Below are 25,099 nucleotides of genomic sequence, written 5' to 3'. Positions count from 1 at the left end.
GTAAAATTTTTAAGGCCTTTGTTTGTGTATTTTTGGAGAAGTATTTTGGTTAAAAAAATAGTTGGTGTTGCGGTTATTGGTTTTATGGTGTGTGTTCAAGCAATGACAGCGCAAGCTCAAGATAGCGCCTCGGATTCAATAGAGCGTTTATTGGAAATGAACCGCAATATTGAAGGCGAATTTCGTCAGGTGACTTACGATGAAAAAGGCAAGCAACTTCAAGCCAGTGAAGGAATTTTTCTTTTGGCGAAACCCAATCAGTTTGTCTGGGACAGTGTGACACCATTTTCACAGCGCATTATTTCTGACGGGAACTACATTACTGTCTGGGATGTGGATTTAGAGCAGGCAACCAAAAAGCCGCTTTCTGGCGCAATAGGCAACTCTCCTGCGGCATTATTGGGCAGACCCGCTGCCGAGGTTTTACCTCACTATACTGTGGCGATACTGGGGCAAGAGAAATTTCGTTTGCAACCAAAAGAAGACCAAGAGTTGTTTCAAGCTTTGACCTTGTCTTTTCGTGACGAGGTGATCAGTGCAATGAGCATTGTGGATGCGCTTGGCCAAACCACGGTCATTGAATTTAAAAATGTTGAAACGCATGATGGCGTGGCAAAAGAGAATTTTGTCTTGGATTTGCCAGCCAATGTCGATGTTATTGTAGAAGGTCAGTAATGAAAGACCTGTTTTCAGACATCTCAACAGGAGGGTATCAGCCGTTAGCGGCCAGAATGCGGCCTGTGAGTTTGGATGATTATATTGGTCAGTCACATCTTGTTGGCCCTGGAAAGCCTTTAAGACGCATGGTTGAAACGGGTCATTGTCACTCTTTCATCTTATGGGGGCCGCCTGGCGTTGGTAAAACAACGTTTGCGCAGTTGTTGTCTCATGCATTGGATGCGCAATTTATTGAGATTTCGGCGGTTATGTCGGGGGTGAAAGACATTCGTGCGGCGGTGGATCAGGCGAAAAATCTGCGCCAAATGAATGGTGTCCAGACGGTCTTATTCGTTGATGAAGTGCATCGTTTTAATAAATCTCAACAAGATGCTTTTTTGCCGTTTATTGAAGATGGTACGTTTTTATTCATTGGTGCGACGACGGAGAATCCCGCCTTTGAATTGAATTCTGCCCTGTTATCAAGAGCGCGGGTGTACCGACTAAAAACACCCAGCACCGACGAGGTGATGTTGGCGTTGCAGCGAGCGCTGCTCAATCTTGACGATACGAATAATGGCTTTCAGATAGACGAGTATTTTTTGTCTGTATTGGCTCAAGCGGCAGATGGTGACATTCGTCGAGGGCTGAACTTCCTTGAGATTTTGTCCGATTTGGTAGAGCCCGATAGCAAGGTAACCCAGGAGCAACTAGAAGATGTTTTGGGTGGCAGCGTACGTCGTTTTGATCGTAAAGGCGATGTTTTTTATGATCAGATTTCTGCCTTTCATAAGTCGGTTCGTGGCTCTTCACCAGACGGTGCTTTGTACTGGATGGCCAGAATGCTTGACGGAGGGTGTGACCCTTTGTATATCGCGCGTCGTCTGTTGGCGATTGCCTCAGAAGATATTGGCAATGCCGATCCGCGGGCGTTGCAAATTGGCTTGAACGCGTGGGATGTCTTTGAGCGAGTTGGGCCAGGAGAGGGCAATCGTGCGATTGCTCAAGCGGCTGTTTATATGGCGTGCGCGCCTAAAAGTAATGCGGTTTATAAGGCATTTAATCAGGCGATGACGGATGTGGCCGCGCAGCCAAGTTATGAGGTGCCAGTGCATTTGCGCAATGCGCCAACGTCGCTAGCAAAAAGTATGGGGCATGGCGACGAGTATCGCTATGCGCATAATGAAGCGCATGCCTACGCCGCAGGTGAAAACTACCTACCAGAAGAGTTGGCTAGTATGCGTTATTATGAGCCGACAGACCGTGGCTTAGAGAAAAAAATTAATGATAAGTTGGCTTGGTTGTCCGATTTGGATGATCAAAGTCCGTTGCAGCGTTACAACCCTTTATCTGACTAGTTTCTTATTTCTCCACAGGAACACAATATGATGTATTTCATGATTGCTATGGGCGGCGCGTTTGGCGCGCTAAGTCGCTATGGCATGACAAAGTGTATTAATTCCTATTGGCATCACCATTTCCCATTTGCCACGATGCTGATAAATGTTCTGGGCTGCGTATTAATGGGGGTTGCGTTCGTCGTGATTAGTGAGCGTATGCCATCACTAGAACCCTATCGCCCCTTGGTTATGGTGGGTTTTTTGGGCGCATTTACGACTTTTTCGACATTTTCGTTAGAAATTGTCGCGCTTATTAATATGCAGGCTTGGCTAAGTGCCATAAGCTATTTATTATTGAGCTGCATTTTGGGGGTATTAGGTTTGGCAGTCGGTATGACGGTGACCCGTTTGTTCTGATGTTTTTTGCGGCTGGTTGAATTACCTGTACAAGTGACTGGCAGAAAACGCCCTTATTTATTTTTATACATTGTTTGAAGGATATTGTTGCACCGATGTTAGACATTAAAGCATTACGCGCTGACCCAGAAGCCATTGCGGCTCAACTTAAAAAGAAAGGCTATGAGTTGGATGTGGCGACTTTTTCTTCCTTGGAAGAGCGTCGTAAAGCCATTCAAATAGAAACTGAGCAGTTGCAACAAGCCCGAAATTCGGTATCCAAAGACATCGGTCAGGCTATGAAGTCTGGCGACAAAGACAAAGCGGCTGAGCTAAAAGCACAAACCGCAACGCTGGGTGATGACCTTGAAGCGGCTAAAACACAGTTGACTCAAGTTCAAGAAGAGCTAGAAAGCTTGTTAGAAGGCATTCCAAACTTGCCTCATGCTTCTGTGCCTGAGGGTAAGTCAGAAGACGATAACGTTGAAGTTCGTCGTTGGGGAACGCCTAAAGCGTTTGATTTCGAGCCAAAAGACCATGTTGATCTTGGCGAAGAAATGGACATGTTGGACTTTGAAGCGGCAGTGAAAATTACCGGCTCTCGCTTTGCTGTGATGCACTCTGATTTGGCTCGTCTACACCGAGCATTAACTCAGTTTATGATTAATACTCATGTGGATTTACATGGGTATTCTGAAGTGTATGTTCCTTATTTAGTTAACTCCCATTCTTTGAAAGGGACAGGCCAGCTTCCTAAGTTCGAAGCCGATTTGTTCAAAGTGCCAGTGGACAAAGACAGCGGTAACAATGACCTGTACTTAATCCCAACAGCGGAAGTGCCTGTAACAAATTTGGTGCGTGATGAGATTTTAAATGACGCGGATTTGCACAAAAAATTCGTGGCTCATACGCCTTGTTTCCGCAGTGAAGCAGGCAGCTACGGACGAGATACTCGCGGCATGATTCGTCAGCATCAGTTTGAAAAAGTTGAGCTAGTGCATGTTTGTCGTCCAGACCGCTCTGAAGCAGTGCTTGAAGAGCTTGTTGGTCATGCGGAAGTTATTTTGAAGAAGTTGGAGCTTCCTTACCGAACTGTGATCTTGTGTGGCGGTGATCTTGGCTTTTCTGCCCATAAGACCTACGATATTGAAGTGTGGCTACCAGGCCAAGGCAAATACCGTGAAATCTCATCTTGTTCAAATATGTGGGACTTCCAGGCTCGTCGTATGCAGGCTCGCTGGCGTAATCCTGAAACAGGCCGACCAGAATTGGCACATACCTTGAATGGTTCTGGGTTGGCGGTAGGTCGTACATTGGTGGCAGTGCTTGAAAACTACCAAAACGCAGACGGTAGTGTGCGTGTTCCTGATGTCCTAGTGCCTTATATGGGCGGTAAGACGGTATTGAAAAAAGCGTAAGCTTACATTTTCTAATAAAAAAGCCTCAAAGGAGGCTTTTTTTGTATGAGTGGATATTTGACATTATGACGGGCAAGGTCTATTTGATTGGCGCGGGTCCAGGTGATCCTGAGTTGTTGACGTTAAAGGCACATCGTTTGCTAAAAATGGCCGATGTGGTTTTATACGATCGCTTGGTTGGCAAAGAAATTATTGAGCTCATTCCTGAGTCAGCAGAAAAAATGTACGTAGGGAAGGCGAAGTCTATGCACAGCCTTCCACAGGAAGAAATAAACAGTTTGCTCGCGGCCAAAGCAAAAGAAGGCCTTATGGTGGTGCGCCTGAAAGGGGGCGATCCATTTATATTCGGTCGCGGGGGCGAAGAATTAGAAGAGCTTATTGAAGAGGGGGTACCTTTTGAGGTCGTTCCTGGTGTTACTGCAGCCGCTGGGTGCGCAGCGTACGCGGGTATTCCGTTAACACACCGAGATTACGCGCAATCTGTGCGCTTTCTGACGGGGCATTTGAAGGACGGAACGACGGAATTGCCTTGGGAAGAGTTGGTTCATCCTGCACAAACCTTGGTGATTTACATGGGCTTAACTGGCCTTAAAAATATTAGTCAGTCCTTGATTCGCTTTGGTATGAAGCCGTCTATGCCTGTGGCTATTGTTGAAAAAGGCACGACAAAGGAGCAGCGCGTTTTTACCTCCACGATTCAAGATGTTTATGACGTGTCCGTGGTGAACGAAGCCAAATCGCCTGCCTTATTGATTATTGGTGAAGTTGTCACGCTGCAGGAAAAATTAGAGTGGTACGGTAAGTATTAGTTGTGGTTGTGGTGGGATGTCATTTGGTGGTGTTGTAGGTCGTGCTTTAGCGCGTCAAAGGTTCTGGTTTGGTGTGATCCTGCTTTTGACGACCTAAAGGCCGACCTACATGGTTTGTGGTCTGATTTATAAGCAATTTGCGGGCTTGGGAAGCCCTGCAATTTTGGCGGCCAATTTCGGCGGGCTACCGGGAAAAAGCGTCATTAAATATATGCTTCGACCTTTTTCGGCGCCGAGTTTTTTTGATACCGCTTTGACTAATGGGCGCATGGCAGGGGAAACTTCGAACTCTTGATAGAATTCTCGTAATAAATGAATAATTTCCCAATGAGCGTCCGTTAACTCAATGTCAACTTCTTGCGCCAATTGATTAGCAAGCTCTGGTGTCCAATTTTGCAGATTAAGCAAATAACCTTCTTCGTCTAAAACTAACGATCTTTCTGTCATATCGACTACCAACTAATGTTTGATTCTGCGCTAAAGGTTAACTCGACCCATTCTTCATCGGAGAGGGCGATGCCTAGCTTTGGTGATAGGCCATAGGCTGTTGCGTCACTTTTTAAATAATATAGCTCAGCTTGCTTCGCGTTTATGAGTGTTTGTAACACGCTAGTCTGCTGAATGGTTCTTAAAAAGCCTTCTTCAATAAGTAGTATTTGATCGCCAGCTTGCACGCTGTTTTGCCACGTTGCCTCGAGTGTTGCAGGGTAATCGAGTTGATTTATTTGGTGTAGTCGCATAATTAAAACCGGAAAACCTGTTGGTATTGTGAAAACATCGTTTGCCACTCGACTTCATCAAGCGGCTGCACGCCCTGCCAAGTTGTATTGGATTCAAGTTGTGCGTTGGCTTTTTCTATGTAGACGTTTTCAATGTCGTAAAACTCCAGACCAGCTAACAGCTTATGTAGATTTTTACCGTGTTCTGGTGTTGGCTGTTGGTTGTCGGACAAAATTGCTACCGCCGCGCCAGAAAGGCATAAGTCGACAGGCTGCTCGAACGTGGCCAGAACCAGGGCAAGGTCTAAGCCTTCTTTGCAGGCTAAGCTTGTATAAGGGCTGGCGTTTAGGTGAATGAGAGTGTGTTTCATGGATTACCTAAACTGAATGATTTTATGGGTGGTGTTCATTAGATCAACAAGTGTTCCTAATCCTTCAAGCTGGAAGTTTTTTGCCAAAGTGTGTTGCTCCAGCGCATAACGACGGCTTTCACTTTCGTTAACAATGCCGCGTCTCACGGCCGCGGCAATGCACAAATAGAGAGGGATGTTTTGCTGCTCAGCGATGTCTTGCCATTCTTTAGTGAGGTTGATCTCGTCTCTTGGTGGTTGTGCTATTTGGCTGCCAACAAGCACAGCGTCTTCATAAAAAAACACCCCTTTTATGCTATTTGGGTATTTGGAGACGGCGGCTTTTATAAAGCGAAGCGCAGAGTGGCAGGCTTTGCTTTGATAAGGTGAGCCTGTGATGAGCAGCGTGTATTGCATTGCAATCTAACCTTTGAACGGACTTTGTAAGTTATTTTGTGAAGTTTACACACAAAAAAGGCCGCAGTCAGCGGCCTTTTATAGTGAGGTACGGTGCGATTAGTCGCGAGACATACCCAAAAGTGATAATACACTTAGGAACATATTGTACAGTGAGACATACAAGTTGACGGTCGCCATAATGTAGTTTGTTTCACCGCCGCGGACGATTTCACTGGTTTGAAGCAAGATTACTGCCGCAGAGAAAAGTGCAAAACCCGCAGAGATAAAGATTTGCAGTGCAGGCATTTTGACAAAGATTCCTGCAATTACAGCGAACAAAAGTACAAAGAAGCCAACCGTGATGAATCCATTAAGGAAACTAAAGTCTTTCTTTGAAACCAATGCGTAAGCAGACAAGCCTAGGAATGACAGACCTGTGATACCTAGAGTGCTCATGATCAAACTCGCGCCGTTTGCCATGTTCATGTAAGCGCTTAGGATGGGGCCAAGGGTAATGCCCATGAAGCCAGTCAAAGCAAATACACAAAGAATGCCAGCGGCGCTGTTTTTAAATTTGTGTGTTAGGAAAAGCAAACCATAAAAGCCTACTAGAGTAATAATTAGACCAGGATGGGGTAAGTTGAAAGCCATGCTCAAGCCCGCAGTGAAGGCGCTGAACAATAGGGTAAGCGACAACAGTCCGTAAGTATTGCGGAGCGTTTTATTTGCCGCTTGTGACGTATGTGTCGAAAGGGCTTCTGTGTAACGCATGAGTTAACTCCTTTAGGGTTTAAGACTATCAATAGACTTAATATGCGGCTGAAAGTTCCAAACTTCAAGTGAGATTGTGTATTAAGCCCCAAATACTAAAAAACACCGAATTCATCGGTGTTTTTTAGTCAAACTGTGACTCAGTTTAGTTTGGTGTTTTTAGTTTGGTGTTTAATGGGGCTCCAACGTTTTGTGGACGCTGCTGCTTTGTTTGGTTTTATGTTTGTCTATTTGTCGTACCAGTTTGTCAACCATGTCGTCTATGGCGTGAAAAAGTCGGTCTTCAGATGACGCCGCCGCAAAAATATCTTTGCCAGGAAGATGCAGGCTGGCTTCTGCTTTTTGGTATTTGCTGTCTTTTAATAGGGTGACATTGACGGAAGTTATTTGGTCTGTCAGCTTGGATACTTTTTCAAGCTTTTCATTAATATGGTCTTTGATTGCTGGGGTGACGTCGATATGGTGTCCAGAAATTTTGGTAGTGTGCATACTACTTGCCTCCAGAGTAACGTTCGCAGGGCAGACAACAGAGTTCAAATTAAAAAAGACGACAGGTAAATTGAAATCAATGTTGCTGTAGTTTCAGCATAGGTGGGTTTTTGAATGCTGTCAAAGTTGCCTAGATGCCTTGTCAAATATGAATGCTTTGCATGAAGGTTGTCGTGCTTATGGGCAAGGCTTTTGATAAACTGTTGTGCTAATTATGCGAAGCGAGATTTATGTTGGATAACGACTATTCATTACCGATATCATTTTCAATGGCGGCTCAGATAGGCTTAGAGGAAACCGTATTGCTTACTTTTCTAAAGCAGCAGGTGTACCTCGCTAACTCAACGCTATTGCGTGTGGAAATGAGCCGGCTGAGTGCTCAGCTGCCGTTCTGGACAGTGCCGATGTTGATGCGTTTATTGGCGAATTTGCAAATTAGTCAGCTATTAAGTTTTCAGCGTCAGGAAGAAGTGATCGAAATTCAATTGGCGTCCTCTCAAAAAGTGGCGCAAGCGGTATCGCCTGCACCAGAGATAACGGCAAAAGAAGATTCATTAATGAGCAAGATGGATCGTCTTCATAAAGCGTCTCGGGAGAAACCGGAAGAGTTTACCCCTCAGCCAAAAAGTTACCCTGCAAAACAGCCTGCTCGACAATACGATGCGCCATTTTCGCCCCCGGTTGTGAATGACCGTCGCGGCGTGACGGACTTCGATTTATATTTAGAACAGAAAGAGCGTGCTCGACAGCCAGATCAGTGGCAGCCTGAAGAGGCAACATTAGAGCAAATAGGGCAAGCGGGTATCGCCCGTGAATTTGCGTTGTCTTTGCAGGCTGAGTTCTTACTCAGAATAAGAGAGCAGCGGAAAAACGTGAGAACTTGGAACAGCGAATTTTTTAAATACGTAAAACGTCAGTGGCAATACAAACAATCGGATAGGTCTTCATATGAAGGAACCTCAGGCAGTTCAACATTTACTAAAACCTCTAGAGAACAGGTTAGCGACGCCCTCAACAACATCCACGACACAGACTGGTGAGTATGGTGCGGCGCGAGAGTCGGGGCCGACGGAGGCCGAGCAACAAACTCGTGTTTTAGTAAATATGCTGTTTGCTCGTTTTAAAGCAATTTATACGCACAAATTTGCCTCGGCATACAGCACCACAGATGAAGTGAAATTAGCAAAACGTGAGTGGGCGATTGCTCTGAAAGGCTTTCAAGAGCCTTTGCTAGCCTACGCCGTTGAGCGAACCAAAGAAGTTCACGCTTGGCCGCCAACCATTGCAGATTTTTTAAAATTGATTAATACCGCCTACAAAGCGTATGGCTTAGCGGATCCGCGTACGGCCTATCTTGAAGCTTGTGCTTGTCGAACGGATCCTTTGCAATACAAATGGAGTCATCCTGCGGTGTTTTTTGCAGGTTCAGACACCGGTTGGTACAAATTAAAATCGGAAGAAGAGCGAGTTAGCTGGCCGTTGTTTGAGCAAAGCTACTTAAAAGTGGTCGATCGCGTTATTGCGGGTGAACGCTTGGTGATTCCGAAGGTTATTATGATCGAAGATAAGCAGACGCTTAACGTAAAGGACTTGTCGAGCAGAATTGCGGCTGAGTTAGGCGTAGAAGAAGAGCAAATAGTTCCTTTGCTTTATTACACTCAAAAGACTCATGGTACGGGTGTGCGTATTCGATATCGAGAAATGAGTCAGCAAGCATTGCAAAAAATGGGTTACAAAGACACTTTGCCAGAATAATGGGGTGTCTTTCTGTTTGTTATATAACATAATTTGGTAAATAGCAGGATGCTGTGTGCGAGACCTCACCTTGTTAAGGTGAGGTCGACACAATATATAGGACAGTTTGGTGAGGTTGTTATGTTAAAGGTATTGATTGTTGACGACCATGATGTGGTTAGCCAAGGTATTAGTCGTGTTTTACAGGATGTAAATGGCGTGGATGTGGTTGGGGTTGTGCATTGTGGTGAAGACGCGATAGTGCAAAGTAAGACGCTGCAGCCGGATATTGTGTTGATGGATGTCCATATGCCGGGCATTGGTGGATTGGGAGCGACAAAAGAAATTAAGCGTCTCTTCCCTAGAATTAAAATCATCGCGTTGTCGGCGTTAGAAGACAATTTGTACCCAGTGAAATTGCTTGAAGCTGGCGCATCAGGTTATTTGACAAAAGGGACAAAAACCTCAGAGATTTTAGAAGCATTAGAGGCTGTCTCCAAAGGTGAGCATTATATTTCTAAAAGCGTTGCCCAGCGAATGGCGCTGTCTAAATTTTCAATCGATGGTGAAGGCTCGCCTCTAGGGCAGTTGTCCGATCGAGAGTTGCAGGTCGCTCAGATGATCATCGATTGTAAAAAATCCAATGAAATCGCCGAGTTGCTTAATGTGAGTCCTAAAACAGTGAGTACATATCGTACTCGTATTTTTTCCAAATTAAGTATTGATAGTGACGTTGAGCTGATTCATTTGGCCATTCGTTATAATGTGCTTGGTATGGGTTAGGCGAAGAACGAGGTTTGTTTGAGCCATTCAGAATTTGATCCAAAGCATTTTGTTAGCAACCTAACGACACGTCCGGGCGTTTACCGCATGTACGACGTGAAGGGCGAGTTGCTTTATGTGGGTAAGGCAAAGAATCTTAAAAATCGTGTCGCGAGCTACTTTCGCGTCACCGGATTGACGACTAAAACCATGGCCTTGGTAAGTCGTATTCACACCATAGAAATTGCGGTAACCAAAAGCGAAACAGAAGCCCTGCTTTTGGAGCAAACGCTGATAAAGCAACATCGTCCTCCGTACAATATCTTGCTACGAGACGACAAATCTTACCCTTATATTCTGTTATCGAATCACACACACCCAGCCTTATTATTTCGTCGTGGCGATAAAACGGATAAGGGAACGCTTTACGGCCCTTTTCCAAGTGGCAGTGCGGTGAAAGAAAGTTTAAACACCATGCAGAAGGTGTTTAAAGTGCGTCAGTGTGAAGACAGCACTTATTCGAATCGTTCTCGCCCATGTTTGCAGTATCAGATTAAACGTTGCTCTGGGCCTTGTGTGGGTCTGATCAGCGACGAGCAATATGATTTGGACGTGCGTCACGCGCGCATGTTTTTACAAGGCAAAGACCAAGAACTGACGGCTGAAATCACTGCGCAAATGAGCGCGGCCGCCGCAGACATGGAGTTTGAGCGAGCCGCTGAATTACGCGATCAAATTATTCAGCTGAAACACATTCAAGAACAACAGCATGTATACGGACAAACGGGAGACGCTGATGTGCTTGCGTCTATTATTCAGCCCGGCGGTTTGTGTGTGCATGTGATGATGGTGCGCAAAGGTAAAGTCGTTGGCAGTAAAAGTCACTACCCTAAAATGCCGATCGAAATCAGTGAAGGTGAGTTATTATCGTCTTTTATTGCGCAATTTTATCTGGGTGGTATTCAAGAGTTACCTAAGACGCTTATCATTAGTCATGAACTAGAAGACGGTGATGCGCTGGTGGCAGGTATTTTTGAAACCACGCAGAAAAAAATAGAAGTGTTAAGCAATGTCAGAGGTCAGCGAGCTCGTTGGCTGGATTTGGCAAAGTTGAATGCGGAGCAGGGTTTGCAGGCGCGTTTGTCTGATAAACGCAATCATTTTAGTCGTATTACAGCACTGCAAAAACTATTGGGTTTTCCAGAAGCGCCTAAACACATGGAGTGTTTTGATATTAGTCATTCCAGTGGTGAGGCAACGGTGGCTTCATGTGTGGTATTCGGGCCAGACGGACCAGATAAAAAACGCTATCGATCATTTAACATCGAAGGTGTTGAACCGGGTGATGACTATGGTGCCATGAAACAAGCCCTAACGCGTCGTTATAAGCGTGTCAAAAGTGGCGAGTTAGAAGCGCCTGATGTGTTATTGATCGACGGTGGTAAAGGTCAGCTAACGCAAGCGGAAAATGTATTAAAAGAATTGGGGTTGGTGAATATTTTCTTACTGGGGGTCGCAAAAGGCGATACTCGTAAGCCGGGTCTAGAAACCTTGTACATTGGTTCGAAAGAAGACGAAGTGGTATTGCCACCAGATTCTGCGGCGTTGCATTTGATTCAGCACATACGGGATGAAGCGCATCGCTTTGCTGTCAAAAGCCATAGACGTAGACGAGATAAAAAACGTCGCCATTCAGTATTGGAAGACATACCGGGGATTGGGCCGAATCGCCGTAAAGAGTTGTTGACGGCCTTTGGTGGCTATCAAGAGTTGCTGTCGGCCAGTCAGGAAAACATTGCTAAAGTGAAAGGCATTAGTGCGAAAAAGGCCGAAGAAATTTATCTCTACCTTCATAAAAGTTAAGCTTGGCTGGGTGTTGGTGCACTTGGCGTAATTATTAGGAATAAGATGAACATACCGAATATATTGACTTCCGTGCGGATTTTTATGATCCCTGTTTTGGTTGTAATTTACTATTTGCCATGGGAAGGGCGTTACCATACTTGTGCTGTTATTTTTGCTTTGGCCGCTATCACCGATTGGTTGGATGGGTATTTGGCAAGAAAGTTAAATCAAACCTCAGCCTTCGGTGCTTTTTTTGACCCTGTGGCGGATAAGCTAATGGTGTCGATTGCTTTGGTTTTGCTGGTCGCGAGTTACGCCAACCCGTTGTTGACGTTAGCCAGTGCCGTTATTGTAGGGCGAGAGATCGTTATTTCGGCCTTGCGTGAATGGATGGCGGAAATGGGTAAGCGAGCCAGTGTTGCTGTGTCCTACATTGGTAAGCTAAAAACCACCATGCAAATGTTAGCGATTTTTATATTGCTAGGAAGCCGTCCAGACACGCTGGTGGCTCATATTGGTGAGGTGGTATTAATTGCTGCGGCCTTATTAACGCTTTGGTCTATGTACATTTATCTAAAAGCCGCATGGCCAGAACTCATGTCCAAAGAGTCGAACAAAAACTAAACAGATTTGAAAAAAGTGCCTAAGTTAGTTATTTATTTGGATTTTTTCCTTGACGTGAAAGCTCAAATACATAGAATAGGCACCGTCTTTTGAGACGCGGGAATAGCTCAGTGGTAGAGCACAACCTTGCCAAGGTTGGGGTCGCGAGTTCGAGCCTCGTTTCCCGCTCCATTCAAAAGATAATCTGATAGAAGGCCGGATGGCAGAGTGGTCATGCAGCGGACTGCAACTCCGTGAACGCCGGTTCGATTCCGACTCCGGCCTCCAAAATCAGATATGCCCGGGTGGTGAAATTGGTAGACACACAAGACTTAAAATCTTGCGCTTTAACGAGCGTACCGGTTCGATTCCGGTCCCGGGCACCATTTATGGTGCCTTTTTTTATGCCTGAAATTTATAAAATCCCTTCTGATTTACTTATTTATAACACCTTTTAGTTTTCTCTTTTTATATATCTCCATGTTGTTTTAGTGCTTCTTAGAACGTCTCATTTTCTGAGTGAACCGATACCGAGGTAGATCCATCAAAAGCGGTGTCGATGTTGAAGGTGATCGGCCGGCAGCAGACTTGGCAGTCTTCTATGTATTCTTGGCTTTCGTCCAAAGTTTCAATAATGACTTCTATGCTCTCACCGCAGTATGGGCAAGTAATGTCTTTTTCGATGATTTCGTTCATGGTGTGCCTCTTGCTTCTCTTTTGCTGCTTTGCTTTTTTGGCCTCTATGATTAGATCATAGACGAGACTGGGCTTATTGGTTTGCCTTTTGGTGGGATATTCATACTTTTATCAATCTGCTTTCGTGGTCTTTGTGTAAGACTGTTATTATTTAAGCTTCTAAGGTGAGGTGCTGTGATGATCAATTCTATTAAATGCTTGTCTGTATTGGTGTTACCTGTGCTGTTGCTTGGCTGTTCTACTGGGTCTCACGTCGTGACGGGGCAGCAGATGCCGGAGATTGAAGTAGATCAGGTGACTGTGTTTGAAGAAGCGCCAGCGTTTGACTATGACGTGATTGGCACGGTGAGAGCGTCCAGTGATGGTGGTTTTACGGAAGAGTCGAGAAAAGAGAAAGCCACTCAAGAGTTGAAAGAGCAAGCTGCCAAGATTGGTGCGAATGGCGTGATATTGGATGGTGTGACTCAGTTGTCTTTTCGGCGTTTAGGCACAGGTGTGGGAGTTGCTGTCAGCAGTGCGGGTGGTGTTGGTACATCAATTGGTTCGAGCTTTTCTTTTCCAACTGCAGAGGTGACGGGAACGGCGATTCATTATGAGTTGTCAGCTGAAAAGTAGTGGTATTTTATGCTGCACTGTATAAGGTTTTTTGCGGCCTTGTGATATTATTTTTTGAATTGTGCATTTTTAAGTAAATGATCGAAACTGGGTGAGAGTGTGGTATGTCGGGATTAGAAGAAAAGGCAAAAGGTCGTCTTACGACTAGGACGGTGGCGATGCCGGGGGATACTAATCCTGCGGGTGATATTTTTGGTGGTTGGGTTGTGTCTCAAATGGATATCGCGGCAGGGATTTGTGCAGGGCAGCGCGCGCAGTCTCGTGTGGTGACGGTAGCCTTGGATGGAATGAGTTTTATCCGTCCTGTAAAAGTTGGCGACATTTTGGGGGTGTATACCAGGGTTGAATCCGTTGGTCGTACATCTATGAATATCCTTGTGGAAGCTTGGGTGCGACGTGGCCGTATTGGTCAGCGTGAAAAAGTAACCGAAGGTATGTTTAAGTTTGTCGCAATTGATGAAACTGGAGCGTCGACACCGATTCCGAAAGAAGAAGATTTACCAGATTATGTGCTGCATGGATTTGACGATCATTAACCTAAAGGAAAATTGAGAGCAAAAAAAAGCGCTTACCGAAGTAAGCGCTTTTTTAATGTTGGTACCAGTAGGCGGACTCGAACCGCCACACCCGAAGGCAACGGATTTTGAATCCGTCGTGTCTACCAATTCCACCACACTGGCCTTGAAAAAGGTGAAACGTATTTTATGTTTTTTTCTATGAGTGTCAATCGTTTAAGTGAAAAATAAATGTTTTTTTTAATTTATCGATAGCATGACTTCCTCGGCCCATAACATTGCGTCTAAAAATGCTCTGTTTAAGGTTGTTCTTTTTTGTGGGGTCATGGATTGGATATCATCCCAGTTTTGTTCTTCGCAATTGAGTGTTTGGCTTAAATAGCTGCCTAATTCTCCGGTTTGGCTCATAATGGCAGCCCTAGAGTGTTTATCTAGGGCGATTTGTTCCAGCACGACGGATTTCTCAACGTTGAATACCGCGTCAATGCCAGACATAAGTCCGACCATAAACGCTGTGTCGGCTAAATCTGACTGGTTGCTTTGCGCCAGTAGTTGGCAGCAACGACCCCGAGTGAGGAGTATTTTTAACAGGGCTTTAGGCTGGTTAGTGGAAGACGTGAGCGTGATGAGCAATGCCCACTTTTTAAGTTGAACTAAACCTAAAAATATAACCGCTTCTTTAATAGATACAACGGTTTTGGACACGCCACAGACTGGGCTGTTTAAAATTCGTAATAGTTGATAGGACAGTTTTGGATTTTTACCCACCAGCTCGGTAATGGCTTCGATGCTAATGTCTTTGTCTTGTAGGGCATTAACCAATTCAATCGCGCCATGAGTCGCGGAGTCTATTTTCTTGCCCTTGATCAGTTCTGGTCGTTGCAAGAAATACCCTTGAAATAAGTCAAAGCCAATTTTTTTGCAGAGTTCGAACATCTCGACGTTTTCGACTTTCTCGGCGAGCAGGATTAAGCCTCGGGCTTTTAGTTCGGCGATTTGAACCAGGAAGTTTTCTGGCGGAGTCGCTAATACATCTATTTTAACAATTGAAATCCACGGTAATAAAGCTTCGTAATTTGCGTCAAACAGATAATCGTCCAAGGCAAAGCGATAGCCTGCTGATCGCCATTTCTTTAAGGCCTCAAAGAAGTCTGGTGTGAGCTGTTGGCTTTCTAGGATTTCGATGTAAACGGTATCTGGATCGATCGGGAAGAAGGCATCAGACAGCATTAAATCGGTTGTCATATTGACAAAAAAAGGCTTTCTTAGTTGCGATTCTAGCTTGGTTATGCCAATGCATAAGTTTACCAATACTTGGCTGGTCGCGGATTCTCCGTCCGAAATATTGGCATTTAAGGCGTCCTTTCCACGGAATAAAAGCTCATAACCAAAGATGTCTTTTGATTTTTTCAAGATTGGTTGCTGAGCCATCATTAGATCATCTAAGACCGTTGGAAATTCGATCATATACTTCTCTTTTTAATTGCCTTTTTGGTGGTTGTTTTGCTTCTTCAAAACAGGCAGTTATAAAAACATACCTCTCTGGAGTATGGCAACGAGGAATGTGGTGAAATGCTTTTTAATTATTGGGAAAAAATAATTCATAGCCTGTCAAAAAGGTTGACACCTGTTAAAAGCATCCATAGAATTCATCGCGTTCAAATAATCTTTGATCTTCTCAGGACATTCAGTCCACCAACGCTTAGCGTTTTGTGGGGCCTTAGCTCAGCTGGGAGAGCGGTTCGCTGGCAGCGAACAGGTCAGCGGTTCGATCCCGCTAGGCTCCACCAATCAACTTCCTTTTCTCCTTTAATTAAATCATTCAGTTCTTCTTTTTTGTTGCATCCAAGGTTAGGCTTAATGGTATTTTTATTAAGATCCTTTTTGAAGCCTAGGATTCGTGCATGTTTCAACTTTATACAGGTAACCGTCTAGAGGATTTAGCCGTGTTACTTGCCAAAATTTTAGCTGTTTCACCACCAGAAAACCCCTTTGATGATGAATCCATTTTGGTGCAAAACCCCGGTATGGCGCAATGGCTGAAGATGTTTTTGGCTGAGTCGCATTCCATTGCCGCAGGTTTGGTGTTTCCTCTGCCTTCTACCTTTGTTTGGCAAACCTTTGCGCAAACCTTGGACGATATTCCTTCGCAAAGCGAATTTAACAAGCCTTTCTTAGTGTGGCGTTTAATGCGCTTGTTGGATTCTCGCCTTAATGAGCCAGAGTTTCAGGCGCTTAGCTGGTATCTTGAAGAAGATGACACGCAAATTCGTCGTTTCCAGTTATGCAGCAGTATTGCCGATATTTACGATCAATATCTGGTGTATCGCCCAGATTGGATCAAATCTTGGGAAGGTGGCGAAGCACAAGATTCTAAACTGAAAGCGATCTTTGAGCAGCAACCTTGGCAAGCCATTTTTTGGCGTGATTTGGTTGCCGATGTCAGCCAGCAAGGAACCTCGCTTTATCATCGTGGCAATCTGATTGAAGCCTTGCATGACACGACACAATCCTCTGCGCGACCTGTTGGCGTTCCAGAGCGTATCTTTATTTTCGGTGTGTCTTCTTTGCCACCCAATACCCTTGAATCTCTTCGTGTGTTAGCCGCTGCTGGCTGGATTGATGTGCATTTGTTCTTGCAGAACCCTTGTCGTTTTTACTGGGGGGATGTGGTCGACAAGCATTACTTAGGTCGAGAAATAAAACGCCAAACCCTTAAGCCAGGGTTGAGTACTGATACTTTGCATCTTGATGCCAATCCGCTACTGGCAAGCTGGGGGCGTCTAGGTCGAGACTACATTGCTCAGCTCCAAGAAATGGCCGACAACGAATTGGAAGTCTTTGAAGATTATCTGAGTGAGCAATCGAGCGGTTTGCTGCAATGGATTCAGCAAGATGTGCTAACCCTAGAAAATCATGGATCGAAACAAGAGCGAGATGCCAGCATTACCAATGCCGAGTATCGCCATTCGATTACTGCTGATGATCAAAGCATTCGTGTGCATCGTTGTCACAGCCCATTGCGTGAAGTGGAAGTCTTACATGATCAGCTATTGCAAATGTTCGAGAGTGATCCGAGTTTGACGCCAAAAGACGTCATTGTCATGTTGCCCGATGTGAATACTTACAGCCCGTTTGTTAAGGCTGTTTTCGGAAGATCAAAGCAGATTCCCTTTGCCTTGATTGACCAATCTGGCGGCATGGAAAACCCAATTGTTGACGCCTATTTGTATTTGCTTGGCTTAGGCGAAAGTCGTTTCACCTTGTCCGAATTGATCAGCGTATTAGAAGTCCCAGCGGTGTTGGCGCGTTTTGAATTAACCGCCGATGAATTAGAGCGTATTCGCCAATGGTCGACAGAAGTGGGTATTCGTTGGGGGCTAGATGGCAAAACCGCGCAGCAACATGATCTGCCAATACAAGAATCCCATACTTGGCTGAATGGCGTGCGTCGCATGTTGCTGGGTTACGCCATGGGTCACGACCATATTTGGGAAGGCACGCTAAGTTACGGTGATGTGGAAGGCTTAGAAGCGTCAGTGGCCGGTAAACTCGCAGAGTTTTTGGTCGCTATTAATGATGCTCAATCGAAATTGATGAAATCCCTCGCGCCGAAAGAATGGATTTCGACTCTGTATTATTTGGCAGAGCGTTTCTTCTTATTGAAAGATGACGATGCCTTTCAGGTCTTACTGACTAAGCAGCTTGACGCCTTGACCCTGCAATGGCAACAAGCGCATTTTGACGCCCCGTTGGATCAGCAAGTTATCCGCCAGTTGTTGTCGCCTTTGTTGCAAGAATCTCAAGGCGGTCAGCGCTTCTTAGCAGGTCGAGTGAATTTTTGTACCTTGATGCCCATGCGGTCTGTGCCGTTTAAAGTGATTTGTGTATTGGGCTTAAACGAAGGGGATTACCCTCGCAGTGTTGCACCGATGGGATTTGACTTGATGGTTGGGCAATATCGCAGTGGTGACCGAAGCCGACGAGAAGACGATAAATACTTGTTCCTTGAAGCCCTAATGTCTGCCCGAGATTGTTTTTATATCAGTTATGTGGGTCGCAGTATTCAAGACAACAGTGAGAAAAATCCGTCTATCTTAGTAAGTGAATTGCTGGAATACATCGGCCAAAGTTGTGTGTTTGAAGGCGATCAAGCATTAGCGCCAGACGAGGCACAGAAAGCCTTGTTAGAAAAACTGATTCTTGAACATCCGTTGCAGCCATTTAACGCGGCGTATTATTCGTCTCAACCGTCTTTAGATGTCAATTCGCAGGCATCTGATAAACGTTTGTACAGCTATGACGAACAATGGTTGCCAGCTTTGTTGAGTGTTCCTATGGATGATGAGCATTTCGAGTTTTCACCGTTGGATGGTTTAGAGCAGCCAAGGTTAGAGCTTGCCCTTGATGAGTTGTCACGCTTTATTGGTCATCCGACGCGTTACTTCACCCAGCGTCGATTAAAAGCCTATTTGAGCTTGCAAGAAGAGGAAGAGAAAGAAGACGAGCCGTTCGCACTGGATGGCTTGGCAGGTTATCAGTTACGCGAAGGTTTGTTGCAAGCCATGCTAAAAGGCGATGAAGATCAATTTATTGAACGTTTGTCTCTAATGGGCGCGTTGCCTTATGGCGCGTTAGGTCGATTGTCTTTGCAGCAGAGTCGCGGTCAATGTCAGCAGCTTTTTTCTGTGTTGCAAGGTTATGCATTAGAAGAATGTGAACCGATTGAAGTGAACTTGGCCCTTGGCAGTATTGTTTTGCAAGCTTGGTTGGATTTGCCGACGGCGACGACACGCTTGTCTTATCGCATTGGCGATTTATCCGCCCATCAAAAAATGCAGGCGTGGATTGAACATTTGGCTTTGTGTGCGCAAGGTACGCCCAAGCAGCATCATCTTATTAATCTGAGCAAAACGGGTAAATTGCTACAGCACAGTTTTATTGTTATCCCGCCGAAGGATGCTCAAGACTATCTCAACACTATGCTGGCGTTATTGCAGCAAGGCTTGTGTCAGCCGATTGCCTTACCGGCCAAAAGTGCTGACGCCTGGTGTAAAAGCTATTGTTCGAGCAAAGCGCAAGAAGACGCGGATATCGCTTGGGAGCAAGCATTGAAGCCTTACCAAGACAACAGCAGTGCTTTTACTCGGAGTGAAGTGGACGATGCTTATTGGCAGCGTTATTTCCCTGATTTAAATCGCCAAAAGGAACAATTTGTCGCCTTGTGTGAGCAAATTTGGTTGCCCATGCATCGTCATTTGGAGGTAATGGAATGAGTCATTCCGCAGAGCCACAAACTCTCATTCCTGAGCAGCTCAACGCCTTAACCTTCCCATTGTTTGGCAAACGTCTAATCGAAGCCAGTGCAGGCACGGGGAAAACCTACACTATTGCCAACTTGTATTTGCGCTTGCTGGTGCCAACTGGGCCGTCTTTATCTGGGGAGAGCGGAGATTTAGATAAACCGCTGACAGTTGACCAAATCTTGGTGGTGACCTTTACCGAAGCCGCCACCGCCGAGCTAAAAGCCCGTATTCGTGGACGCATACGCGTGGCGCGAAAAGCCTTATTGCAGGGCGAAAGTGGCGATGTATTTCTCGCGGATTGGATGGCGCAAATGTCAGCGGAGCAACGCGCTGGTGCCATTGAAAAATTGCTGTATGCCGAAAAGCAAATGGACGAAGCGGCGGTGTTCACCATTCATGGCTTTTGTCAGCGCATGCTGAGTCAGAACGCGTTTGAAAGCCGCATGTTGTTCCAACAAACCATTGAGACCGACGAGCTGGCGCCATTGTCTATGGCAGTGAAAGACGTTTGGCGTAGTGTGTTTTATCCAATGGACGACACCAAAGCGGCTTTGATTCAGCCAATTTGGTCGAATCCAGACGCCTTGTTGAAAGACTTATATTTACTGAATAATCAGCCTGACGCCAAAATTGCTGTACCAGATTACGACTGGGAAAGTGCGTTAAGTCAGGCACAAGAAACCATGGCGGCGGTGCGCGCCATGTGGTTGAGTCAGTCGCAAGATATTATTGATGCCCTTGAGCGCAGTGGCATTAAACGCAACTTTTGGCGTAAAGACCCGTCGAAAGACATTCAGGCCATGACTCAATGGGCGAACTCGACGCGTTTTGAACTGGATAAGAGTTTAGAGAAATTCGACACCAATGAACATGCCAGCCGATTGAGTAAAGGCGGTGACCTGCCTGCTCACGAATTCTTTGGCTTGGTGCAGGCGCTGCGTGAAAGCTTTCCCGATGCGGGGCGATTAAAAGCAGTCTTGCTGACTCAGTTGTGGCAGCAAACCCAAGAACGTATGAAACGCTGGAAGCGCAGCACACAATCTCTGACGTTCACCGATTTGCTTACTTCCCTTGATGTGGCGCTGACGCAAGACGAAGCAGGTAAATTAGCGGAACGTATTCGTCACCTTTATCCCATTGCTTTGATCGATGAATTCCAAGACACCGATGCGGTGCAATATCGGATTTTCTCGACGATTTATGCGCCAGCGACGGTGGATCAAAATACGCTTGGCTTGATCATGATCGGCGACCCTAAACAGGCAATTTATGCCTTTCGTGGTGCGGATATTTATACCTATCTGGCAGCAAAAAAACGGGTAGACGCTGTGTACTCTTTGGCGACCAATTATCGCTCTTCTGCGGCCATGATTCAGTCTGTTAATGGACTTTTTACTACGCAAGCGGAACCCTTTCGCGTCACAGGGATTCCCTTTGTCGAAGTACAAGACCGTGGTGTTGAAGGTGGTTTTTCTCGACAAGGTCAAACACAAGCCGCACTACAGTTTTTGTATCAACGCAGTGACGAGCCAGTTTCGTCGAAAGAGTATCGTCAAACCATGGCGGAATCCTGCGCGGCGCATCTCCATGAAATCTTACTGGAAGGTCAGCAAGGCGCGGCGCTGATTGATGGCCAAGGCGTGCGACCAAAAGACGTTGCCTTGTTGGTAACCAACTTTAGCCAAGCCAATGCCCTAAAAGACGCGTTACGCCAACGCGGTATTGCCAGCGTGTACTTGAGTGATAAAGGCTCCGTGTTTGAAACCGTTGAGGCGCGAGAACTACTGATCGTGTTGACGGCGATTTTATCCAATGGGCAAGAAAGCAAGCTGCGTTCCGCCTTGGCAACCAGCTTGGTCGATTGGTCATTGGAAGACTTGGACACGCTGAATCACGACGATGTCGTGTACGAAAAATGGGGGCAAGCTTTCCGTGATTATCTAGAAATTTGGGACAAACAAGGCTTGTTACCCATGTTGCGCGAGTTTATGCAGGACGTGGCTTTAGCGGCGAACATGCTAAGTCATACCGGTGGTGAACGCCGCTTAACCGACTTTTTGCATTTAACCGAAAAGTTACAGCAAAAATCTCTTGAGTTAGATTCTAAAGAAGGGGTGTTACGTTACCTCAGGTTGGCGATTCAAAATCCGAATGGCAACAGTGACGAGCAAAAGATTCGCCTTGAAACCGATGCGGAACTGGTACGAATTGTCACCATTCACAAAAGTAAGGGCTTGGAATACCCCATCGTGTATTTGCCGTTTGCGTTTACACCATATCGAGATAAAGAAAAATCGGCTTTGTATCACGATGCGCAACAACAATTGTGGATTGCTATTGATCCTGATGAAACGCAAACCGAGCTTCATAAAGAAGAACTGTACGCAGCGGAAATTCGCTTGGCGTATGTGGCGTTAACGCGTTCCAAAGAGGCGTGTTTTATTGGCTCGATGGAAGTGGGTAAAAGCGCGAATAAATCCCATGGCGCTGTATCAGATGTTCACCTTAGTGGCGTTGGCGCTTTGATTAGCGAAGGCGAGCCGCTGGAAGCTGGTGACTTGTACCCAAGTATCGAACGTCTTTGTGAGCGCTACCAAAATGGACAAATGGGCTTGCTGGAATTGCCTGAGGAACCACCGCGTTTGCCGCGCTTCAAGATGGATCAGGCGCAATTGACCGAGCCTCATGCAAGAACCTTTACCGGACGCGTGGAACGAGATTGGTGGGTGGGAAGTTATTCCTCGCTGGTGGTAGAAGACAAAGAGCAACACGACGAAAGTGTGCCTGGCTTGGATGAAACCACACGCTTGCTGGATCCATTGGCGGAAGACGTTGATGTAAAAGACAGTCAAGAAGCGCCAGAGCAAAATCGCTTTACTTTCCCCAAAGGCGCCAAGCCGGGGACATTCTTGCATGACACACTGGAAGGCAAAGCGCTTCATGATGTATCGAGCAATCCGAGCTTTAACGATTTATTAAAAACCAGTCACCATAAGTTAATGGCGGATTTTTATGAACGTCAGGGTTTTGATGAATGGCAAGATGTATTGAGCGAATGGCTGCCAGACATAGTGAATACTGAGCTAATGGCGGGAATGAGTTTAGGGAGTTTGTCGCCATCGGCTTGCCGAAAAGAGATGGAGTTTTTTATTCCGGTGACTGGCATGAATGCTTTGCAATTGGATCGTATTTCTCGCGAACACGATGAGGTGTCTCGTGTTGCGCCAATGATTCAGGATCGTCCGTTAAAAGGCATGCTAAAAGGCTTTATCGATTTGCTGTTCGAATACCAAGGGCGCTATTACGTGTTGGATTATAAATCGAACTATTTGGGCGACGACTTTGCTGATTACGAACCAGAGAAATTGGTTCATGCCATTGCCGAGCACAGATACGATTTGCAATATCAGCTTTATACCTTGGCGTTGCATCGCTTGTTAAAGCAGCGTTTGCCACACTACGATTACGAAAAACACGTGGGTGGCGTGGTGTATTTGTTTCTCCGCGGTATGCAGCCTGAACAAAAAAACGGTGTTTTCCAAAGCCGCTTAAGTCTTGAGCATGTTACCGCTTTAGACAAGCTGTTTAGTGGCGAAAGCGATAAGCCAGAAAATCACGAGGCGGTACAATATGGACTTTTCTAATCAGCTAGGTTTGCTCGACGCTCTTGATGAAAAAGCGCTTGAGGAAAGTCCATCTGCTACGACGTCATTCAGTTTGTCTGCTTGGCAAGCCAAGGGCGTGTTAAGAGCGATTGATTGCCAGTGGATTGAGCAGCTGGCGCAACATGCGAAAGAAAGCAATCCAGATGACAATAAGAGCGCGGTTTATATCGCTGGCGCTTTGTGCAGTGCGTATCTTGGTGCGGGGCATATTTGTATCGATCTAGCGACCATTTGGCAACGTCCGCCAGAAGGTATTGATTTAGACGAGTTACGAACGGCATTACATCCTAGCGGCGTAAATAGCGTTTCTGCTTGGTGCGAATCTCTGCAAGCAAGTCGCTTGGTGTCTTCTGCGACAAGCTTAGCTGAACGACCTATGGTATTGGCAGGCACGCGTTTGTATTTGTATCGTTATTTTCAATATGAACAACAAGTGCTGAATTATCTTAAAGGTCAATTTTCTGTTGCGCCTTATGCTGTGAATGCAGATTTGTTAGCGCAACTATTCCCTAACCAATCCGATACAGTGGATTGGCAACAAGTCGCGGTTGCCAATGCGGCGAGTTTGCCTTTCTCTGTGATCAGCGGTGGTCCCGGAACTGGCAAGACAACCACTGTGACGCGCTTGTTGGCCTTGCTGGTGGCTCAATCATTTGCGGAAGGTAAGTTGTTACGTATCGAGCTGGCCGCACCAACCGGTAAAGCGGCGGCGCGATTGACGGAGTCTATCTCAAAGGCCAAAGCGGATTTGCCATTAAGCGATGACATTAAACGTGCCATTCCTGAACAAGCTAGCACCTTACATCGCTTATTGGGTAGCGATTTTGGGCGTAGTCGATTTAAGCATAATAAAGAAAATCCTTTGCATCTGGATGTGTTGCTGGTGGACGAAGTGTCCATGGTGGATTTGCCCATGATGGCGAAGTTGATTGATGCCATGCCACCTCATGCTCGACTGATTTTATTAGGCGATAAAGATCAACTCGCCTCGGTAGAAGCGGGCAGTGTGTTAGGGGATTTATCTTATGGCATCGAAGAGGTTTACTTTCAACCAGAATGGGCTGAGCGACTAAGTCATCTTACTGGGGAAAATCTGGCGCCGTTTGGTAATCCGTCGGCACCGCCAATAAGTCGAGCGCTGACATTGCTGCGCACCAGTTATCGCTTTGATGCGAATAGCGGTATCGGTCATTTGGCAAAAGCGATGAACGCAGGTGATAGCCAAGCGGTATTGGGTTGTCTTCAATCTAATTACGCCGATGTAGAGTGGCGAGTACCAGAAGAAGGGCAAACTAAAGCTGATATTGCGACTCTTGCTAAAGGTTACGATAACTATTGGGAGGCGGTGCGCCAGAATCTAGACATTACCAAGCTCTATGAGGTGTTTTCCCGTTATCAGATTTTGACTGCGGTTCGCCAAGGCGAGTTTGGTGTCGAGAAGATCAATGCGCAACTAGAGCAATACTTCTATCAGCGTGGGCGAGTAAAAGACCCGCATGTTTGGTATCCAGGGAAAGCCGTGATGCTAACCCGAAACGATGCGGCATTGGGGCTGTTTAATGGTGATATCGGTCTTTGTATGCCTGATGAATTTCAGCGTCTTCGTGTCTGGTTTATGCAGCCTGATGGCTCTTTTACCGGCTTGTTGCCGAGTCGTTTGAGTGAATTTGAAGTGGTATTTGCAATGACAGTGCATAAATCCCAAGGTTCTGAGTTTGATCAAGTTGCTTTGTTGCTGCCTTTGACGCCATCGCCAGTCTTGACCAAAGAGTTGCTTTATACAGGCATCACTCGGGCGAAAAAATCGTTCACCTTGTGGGGAGGGAGCGGACTCATTCGGGCAGCAACCAGTACACGCATTCAGCGATATTCTGGGCTTGTTAGCGCGCTTTGGGATTGATATTGATGTATTCGCCTCCACTAATGAGAAACGCATCAAAAAAGCTTGTAAAACATCAGGCTAAATAATCGAAATGTGCGATTCTTGCCATGGTTTTTTTGTGATAGGGT

Annotated in this window: 23 protein-coding genes and 5 tRNA genes; 19 read left to right on the top strand and 9 right to left on the bottom strand. The window is 45.8% G+C overall.

Features of this window, described 5'->3' with window-relative positions; translation table 11 throughout:
• Nucleotides 1-45: 45 nt before the first annotated feature.
• The 5 genes from lolA to cobA all read left to right on the top strand — a co-directional run bounded on the left by lolA (nt 46) and on the right by cobA (nt 4,620).
• Nucleotides 46-675 (top strand): outer membrane lipoprotein periplasmic chaperone LolA, encoded by a 630-nt coding sequence (lolA, locus tag AABA11_RS11740; RefSeq protein ID WP_338268131.1) that lies wholly within the window; start codon nt 46-48, stop codon nt 673-675.
• Nucleotides 675-2,015, top strand: coding sequence for a replication-associated recombination protein A (locus AABA11_RS11735; protein WP_338268129.1), 1,341 nt, complete (start codon nt 675-677; stop codon nt 2,013-2,015). The genes lolA and AABA11_RS11735 overlap by 1 nt, the downstream gene beginning before the upstream one ends.
• Nucleotides 2,016-2,042: 27 nt before the next feature.
• A complete protein-coding gene (gene crcB / locus AABA11_RS11730; RefSeq protein ID WP_338268126.1) occupies nt 2,043-2,414 on the top strand; it encodes a fluoride efflux transporter CrcB in 372 nt (123 codons plus the stop codon).
• Between the two features lie 95 nt (nt 2,415-2,509).
• Nucleotides 2,510-3,811 carry a serine--tRNA ligase gene (gene serS / locus AABA11_RS11725; protein WP_338268124.1) on the top strand — a complete coding sequence of 434 codons (1,302 nt, stop codon included), beginning with the start codon at nt 2,510-2,512 and terminating at the stop codon, nt 3,809-3,811.
• Between the two features lie 41 nt (nt 3,812-3,852).
• Entirely contained in the window at nt 3,853-4,620 is a 768-nt protein-coding gene (gene cobA, locus AABA11_RS11720; protein WP_338268122.1) for a uroporphyrinogen-III C-methyltransferase, read from the top strand.
• A 126-nt stretch (nt 4,621-4,746) separates the two neighbouring features.
• Here the strand turns inward: cobA and AABA11_RS11715 are convergent, their stop codons facing one another.
• From AABA11_RS11715 to hpf, 6 genes are all read right to left on the bottom strand, one after another.
• Entirely contained in the window at nt 4,747-5,067 is a 321-nt protein-coding gene (locus AABA11_RS11715) for a TusE/DsrC/DsvC family sulfur relay protein (RefSeq protein WP_338268121.1), read from the bottom strand.
• Nucleotides 5,068-5,072: 5 nt separating this feature from the next.
• On the bottom strand, nt 5,073-5,360 hold the full coding sequence (locus AABA11_RS11710) for a DsrH/TusB family sulfur metabolism protein (RefSeq protein WP_338268120.1): 288 nt from the start codon (nt 5,358-5,360) through the stop codon (nt 5,073-5,075).
• A 2-nt stretch (nt 5,361-5,362) separates the two neighbouring features.
• A complete protein-coding gene (locus tag AABA11_RS11705) occupies nt 5,363-5,710 on the bottom strand; it encodes a DsrE family protein (protein ID WP_265729524.1) in 348 nt (115 codons plus the stop codon).
• A gap of 3 nt (nt 5,711-5,713) precedes the next feature.
• A complete protein-coding gene (gene tusD / locus AABA11_RS11700; protein ID WP_338268116.1) occupies nt 5,714-6,106 on the bottom strand; it encodes a sulfurtransferase complex subunit TusD in 393 nt (130 codons plus the stop codon).
• Between the two features lie 99 nt (nt 6,107-6,205).
• A complete protein-coding gene (locus tag AABA11_RS11695) occupies nt 6,206-6,859 on the bottom strand; it encodes a Bax inhibitor-1/YccA family protein (protein WP_338268115.1) in 654 nt (217 codons plus the stop codon).
• Nucleotides 6,860-7,030: 171 nt separating this feature from the next.
• The gene (hpf, locus tag AABA11_RS11690; protein WP_338268113.1) at nt 7,031-7,348 is read right to left on the bottom strand and encodes a ribosome hibernation-promoting factor, HPF/YfiA family; all 318 of its coding nucleotides are present in this window, start codon (nt 7,346-7,348) and stop codon (nt 7,031-7,033) included.
• 302 nt (nt 7,349-7,650) lie between these two features.
• Here hpf and AABA11_RS11685 point away from each other — a divergent pair, with 302 nt between their 5' ends.
• The 8 genes from AABA11_RS11685 to AABA11_RS11650 all read left to right on the top strand — a co-directional run bounded on the left by AABA11_RS11685 (nt 7,651) and on the right by AABA11_RS11650 (nt 12,678).
• Nucleotides 7,651-8,388 carry a DnaT-like ssDNA-binding domain-containing protein gene (locus tag AABA11_RS11685; protein WP_338268111.1) on the top strand — a complete coding sequence of 246 codons (738 nt, stop codon included), beginning with the start codon at nt 7,651-7,653 and terminating at the stop codon, nt 8,386-8,388.
• Nucleotides 8,297-9,103, top strand: coding sequence for a replication protein P (locus tag AABA11_RS11680; protein ID WP_338268108.1), 807 nt, complete (start codon nt 8,297-8,299; stop codon nt 9,101-9,103). Before AABA11_RS11685 ends, AABA11_RS11680 begins: the two co-directional genes overlap by 92 nt.
• A gap of 120 nt (nt 9,104-9,223) precedes the next feature.
• Nucleotides 9,224-9,865, top strand: a complete 642-nt coding sequence (locus tag AABA11_RS11675) for a response regulator (protein ID WP_265729530.1) — start codon at nt 9,224-9,226, stop codon at nt 9,863-9,865.
• An 18-nt stretch (nt 9,866-9,883) separates the two neighbouring features.
• The gene (gene uvrC, locus AABA11_RS11670) at nt 9,884-11,707 is read left to right on the top strand and encodes an excinuclease ABC subunit UvrC (protein ID WP_338268106.1); all 1,824 of its coding nucleotides are present in this window, start codon (nt 9,884-9,886) and stop codon (nt 11,705-11,707) included.
• Nucleotides 11,708-11,752: 45 nt separating this feature from the next.
• Nucleotides 11,753-12,313 carry a CDP-diacylglycerol--glycerol-3-phosphate 3-phosphatidyltransferase gene (gene pgsA / locus AABA11_RS11665; RefSeq protein WP_265729532.1) on the top strand — a complete coding sequence of 187 codons (561 nt, stop codon included), beginning with the start codon at nt 11,753-11,755 and terminating at the stop codon, nt 12,311-12,313.
• Between the two features lie 96 nt (nt 12,314-12,409).
• Nucleotides 12,410-12,484: transfer RNA gene (locus AABA11_RS11660), tRNA-Gly, on the top strand.
• Nucleotides 12,485-12,506: 22 nt separating this feature from the next.
• Nucleotides 12,507-12,580, top strand: a tRNA-Cys gene (locus tag AABA11_RS11655).
• Nucleotides 12,581-12,591: 11 nt separating this feature from the next.
• Nucleotides 12,592-12,678: transfer RNA gene (locus tag AABA11_RS11650), tRNA-Leu, on the top strand.
• Between the two features lie 112 nt (nt 12,679-12,790).
• Here AABA11_RS11650 and AABA11_RS11645 read toward each other — a convergent pair.
• Entirely contained in the window at nt 12,791-12,988 is a 198-nt protein-coding gene (locus tag AABA11_RS11645) for a CPXCG motif-containing cysteine-rich protein (RefSeq protein WP_265729533.1), read from the bottom strand.
• Nucleotides 12,989-13,165: 177 nt separating this feature from the next.
• Here AABA11_RS11645 and AABA11_RS11640 point away from each other — a divergent pair, with 177 nt between their 5' ends.
• A complete protein-coding gene (locus tag AABA11_RS11640) occupies nt 13,166-13,603 on the top strand; it encodes a hypothetical protein (RefSeq protein WP_338268102.1) in 438 nt (145 codons plus the stop codon).
• Nucleotides 13,604-13,707: 104 nt separating this feature from the next.
• The gene (locus tag AABA11_RS11635) at nt 13,708-14,139 is read left to right on the top strand and encodes an acyl-CoA thioesterase (protein ID WP_338268099.1); all 432 of its coding nucleotides are present in this window, start codon (nt 13,708-13,710) and stop codon (nt 14,137-14,139) included.
• A 59-nt stretch (nt 14,140-14,198) separates the two neighbouring features.
• Here AABA11_RS11635 and AABA11_RS11630 read toward each other — a convergent pair.
• Nucleotides 14,199-14,283, bottom strand: a tRNA-Leu gene (locus AABA11_RS11630).
• Between the two features lie 75 nt (nt 14,284-14,358).
• Nucleotides 14,359-15,585, bottom strand: a complete 1,227-nt coding sequence (locus AABA11_RS11625; protein ID WP_338268098.1) for an EAL and HDOD domain-containing protein — start codon at nt 15,583-15,585, stop codon at nt 14,359-14,361.
• A 247-nt stretch (nt 15,586-15,832) separates the two neighbouring features.
• On the opposite strand from AABA11_RS11625, the gene AABA11_RS11620 reads away from it, so the two are divergent.
• The 4 genes from AABA11_RS11620 to recD all read left to right on the top strand — a co-directional run bounded on the left by AABA11_RS11620 (nt 15,833) and on the right by recD (nt 24,989).
• A tRNA-Ala gene (locus AABA11_RS11620) sits at nt 15,833-15,908 on the top strand.
• A 114-nt stretch (nt 15,909-16,022) separates the two neighbouring features.
• Nucleotides 16,023-19,394, top strand: a complete 3,372-nt coding sequence (gene recC / locus AABA11_RS11615; protein ID WP_338268096.1) for an exodeoxyribonuclease V subunit gamma — start codon at nt 16,023-16,025, stop codon at nt 19,392-19,394.
• Nucleotides 19,391-23,068, top strand: a complete 3,678-nt coding sequence (gene recB, locus AABA11_RS11610; protein ID WP_338268095.1) for an exodeoxyribonuclease V subunit beta — start codon at nt 19,391-19,393, stop codon at nt 23,066-23,068. Before recC ends, recB begins: the two co-directional genes overlap by 4 nt.
• Complete coding sequence (gene recD, locus AABA11_RS11605; protein ID WP_338268093.1) at nt 23,055-24,989, top strand: exodeoxyribonuclease V subunit alpha; 1,935 nt, start codon at nt 23,055-23,057, stop codon at nt 24,987-24,989. The genes recB and recD overlap by 14 nt, the downstream gene beginning before the upstream one ends.
• Nucleotides 24,990-25,099 lie beyond the last annotated feature (110 nt).

The organism is Marinomonas pontica, from assembly GCF_036322735.1.
Lineage (GTDB): Bacteria > Pseudomonadota > Gammaproteobacteria > Pseudomonadales > Marinomonadaceae > Marinomonas > Marinomonas pontica.
The sequence above is the reverse complement of the archived record's forward strand: the minus strand, read 5'-3'. Positions and strand labels throughout refer to the sequence as shown.

What these genes read in the sequence shown, in the direction of transcription:
- recD (WP_338268093.1), top strand. Translation starts at nt 23,055, where the DNA reads ATGGACTTTTCTAATCAGCTAGGTTTGCTCGACGCTCTTGATGAAAAA.
- serS (WP_338268124.1), top strand. Translation starts at nt 2,510, where the DNA reads ATGTTAGACATTAAAGCATTACGCGCTGACCCAGAAGCCATTGCGGCT.
- AABA11_RS11715 (WP_338268121.1), bottom strand. Translation starts at nt 5,067, where the DNA reads ATGACAGAAAGATCGTTAGTTTTAGACGAAGAAGGTTATTTGCTTAAT.
- hpf (WP_338268113.1), bottom strand. Translation starts at nt 7,348, where the DNA reads ATGCACACTACCAAAATTTCTGGACACCATATCGACGTCACCCCAGCA.
- AABA11_RS11640 (WP_338268102.1), top strand. Translation starts at nt 13,166, where the DNA reads ATGATCAATTCTATTAAATGCTTGTCTGTATTGGTGTTACCTGTGCTG.
- AABA11_RS11705 (WP_265729524.1), bottom strand. Translation starts at nt 5,710, where the DNA reads ATGAAACACACTCTCATTCACCTAAACGCCAGCCCTTATACAAGCTTA.
- AABA11_RS11735 (WP_338268129.1), top strand. Translation starts at nt 675, where the DNA reads ATGAAAGACCTGTTTTCAGACATCTCAACAGGAGGGTATCAGCCGTTA.
- AABA11_RS11645 (WP_265729533.1), bottom strand. Translation starts at nt 12,988, where the DNA reads ATGAACGAAATCATCGAAAAAGACATTACTTGCCCATACTGCGGTGAG.
- pgsA (WP_265729532.1), top strand. Translation starts at nt 11,753, where the DNA reads ATGAACATACCGAATATATTGACTTCCGTGCGGATTTTTATGATCCCT.
- recC (WP_338268096.1), top strand. Translation starts at nt 16,023, where the DNA reads ATGTTTCAACTTTATACAGGTAACCGTCTAGAGGATTTAGCCGTGTTA.
- AABA11_RS11635 (WP_338268099.1), top strand. Translation starts at nt 13,708, where the DNA reads ATGTCGGGATTAGAAGAAAAGGCAAAAGGTCGTCTTACGACTAGGACG.
- AABA11_RS11675 (WP_265729530.1), top strand. Translation starts at nt 9,224, where the DNA reads ATGTTAAAGGTATTGATTGTTGACGACCATGATGTGGTTAGCCAAGGT.
- AABA11_RS11710 (WP_338268120.1), bottom strand. Translation starts at nt 5,360, where the DNA reads ATGCGACTACACCAAATAAATCAACTCGATTACCCTGCAACACTCGAG.
- AABA11_RS11680 (WP_338268108.1), top strand. Translation starts at nt 8,297, where the DNA reads ATGAAGGAACCTCAGGCAGTTCAACATTTACTAAAACCTCTAGAGAAC.
- AABA11_RS11695 (WP_338268115.1), bottom strand. Translation starts at nt 6,859, where the DNA reads ATGCGTTACACAGAAGCCCTTTCGACACATACGTCACAAGCGGCAAAT.
- crcB (WP_338268126.1), top strand. Translation starts at nt 2,043, where the DNA reads ATGATGTATTTCATGATTGCTATGGGCGGCGCGTTTGGCGCGCTAAGT.
- recB (WP_338268095.1), top strand. Translation starts at nt 19,391, where the DNA reads ATGAGTCATTCCGCAGAGCCACAAACTCTCATTCCTGAGCAGCTCAAC.
- tusD (WP_338268116.1), bottom strand. Translation starts at nt 6,106, where the DNA reads ATGCAATACACGCTGCTCATCACAGGCTCACCTTATCAAAGCAAAGCC.
- AABA11_RS11625 (WP_338268098.1), bottom strand. Translation starts at nt 15,585, where the DNA reads ATGATCGAATTTCCAACGGTCTTAGATGATCTAATGATGGCTCAGCAA.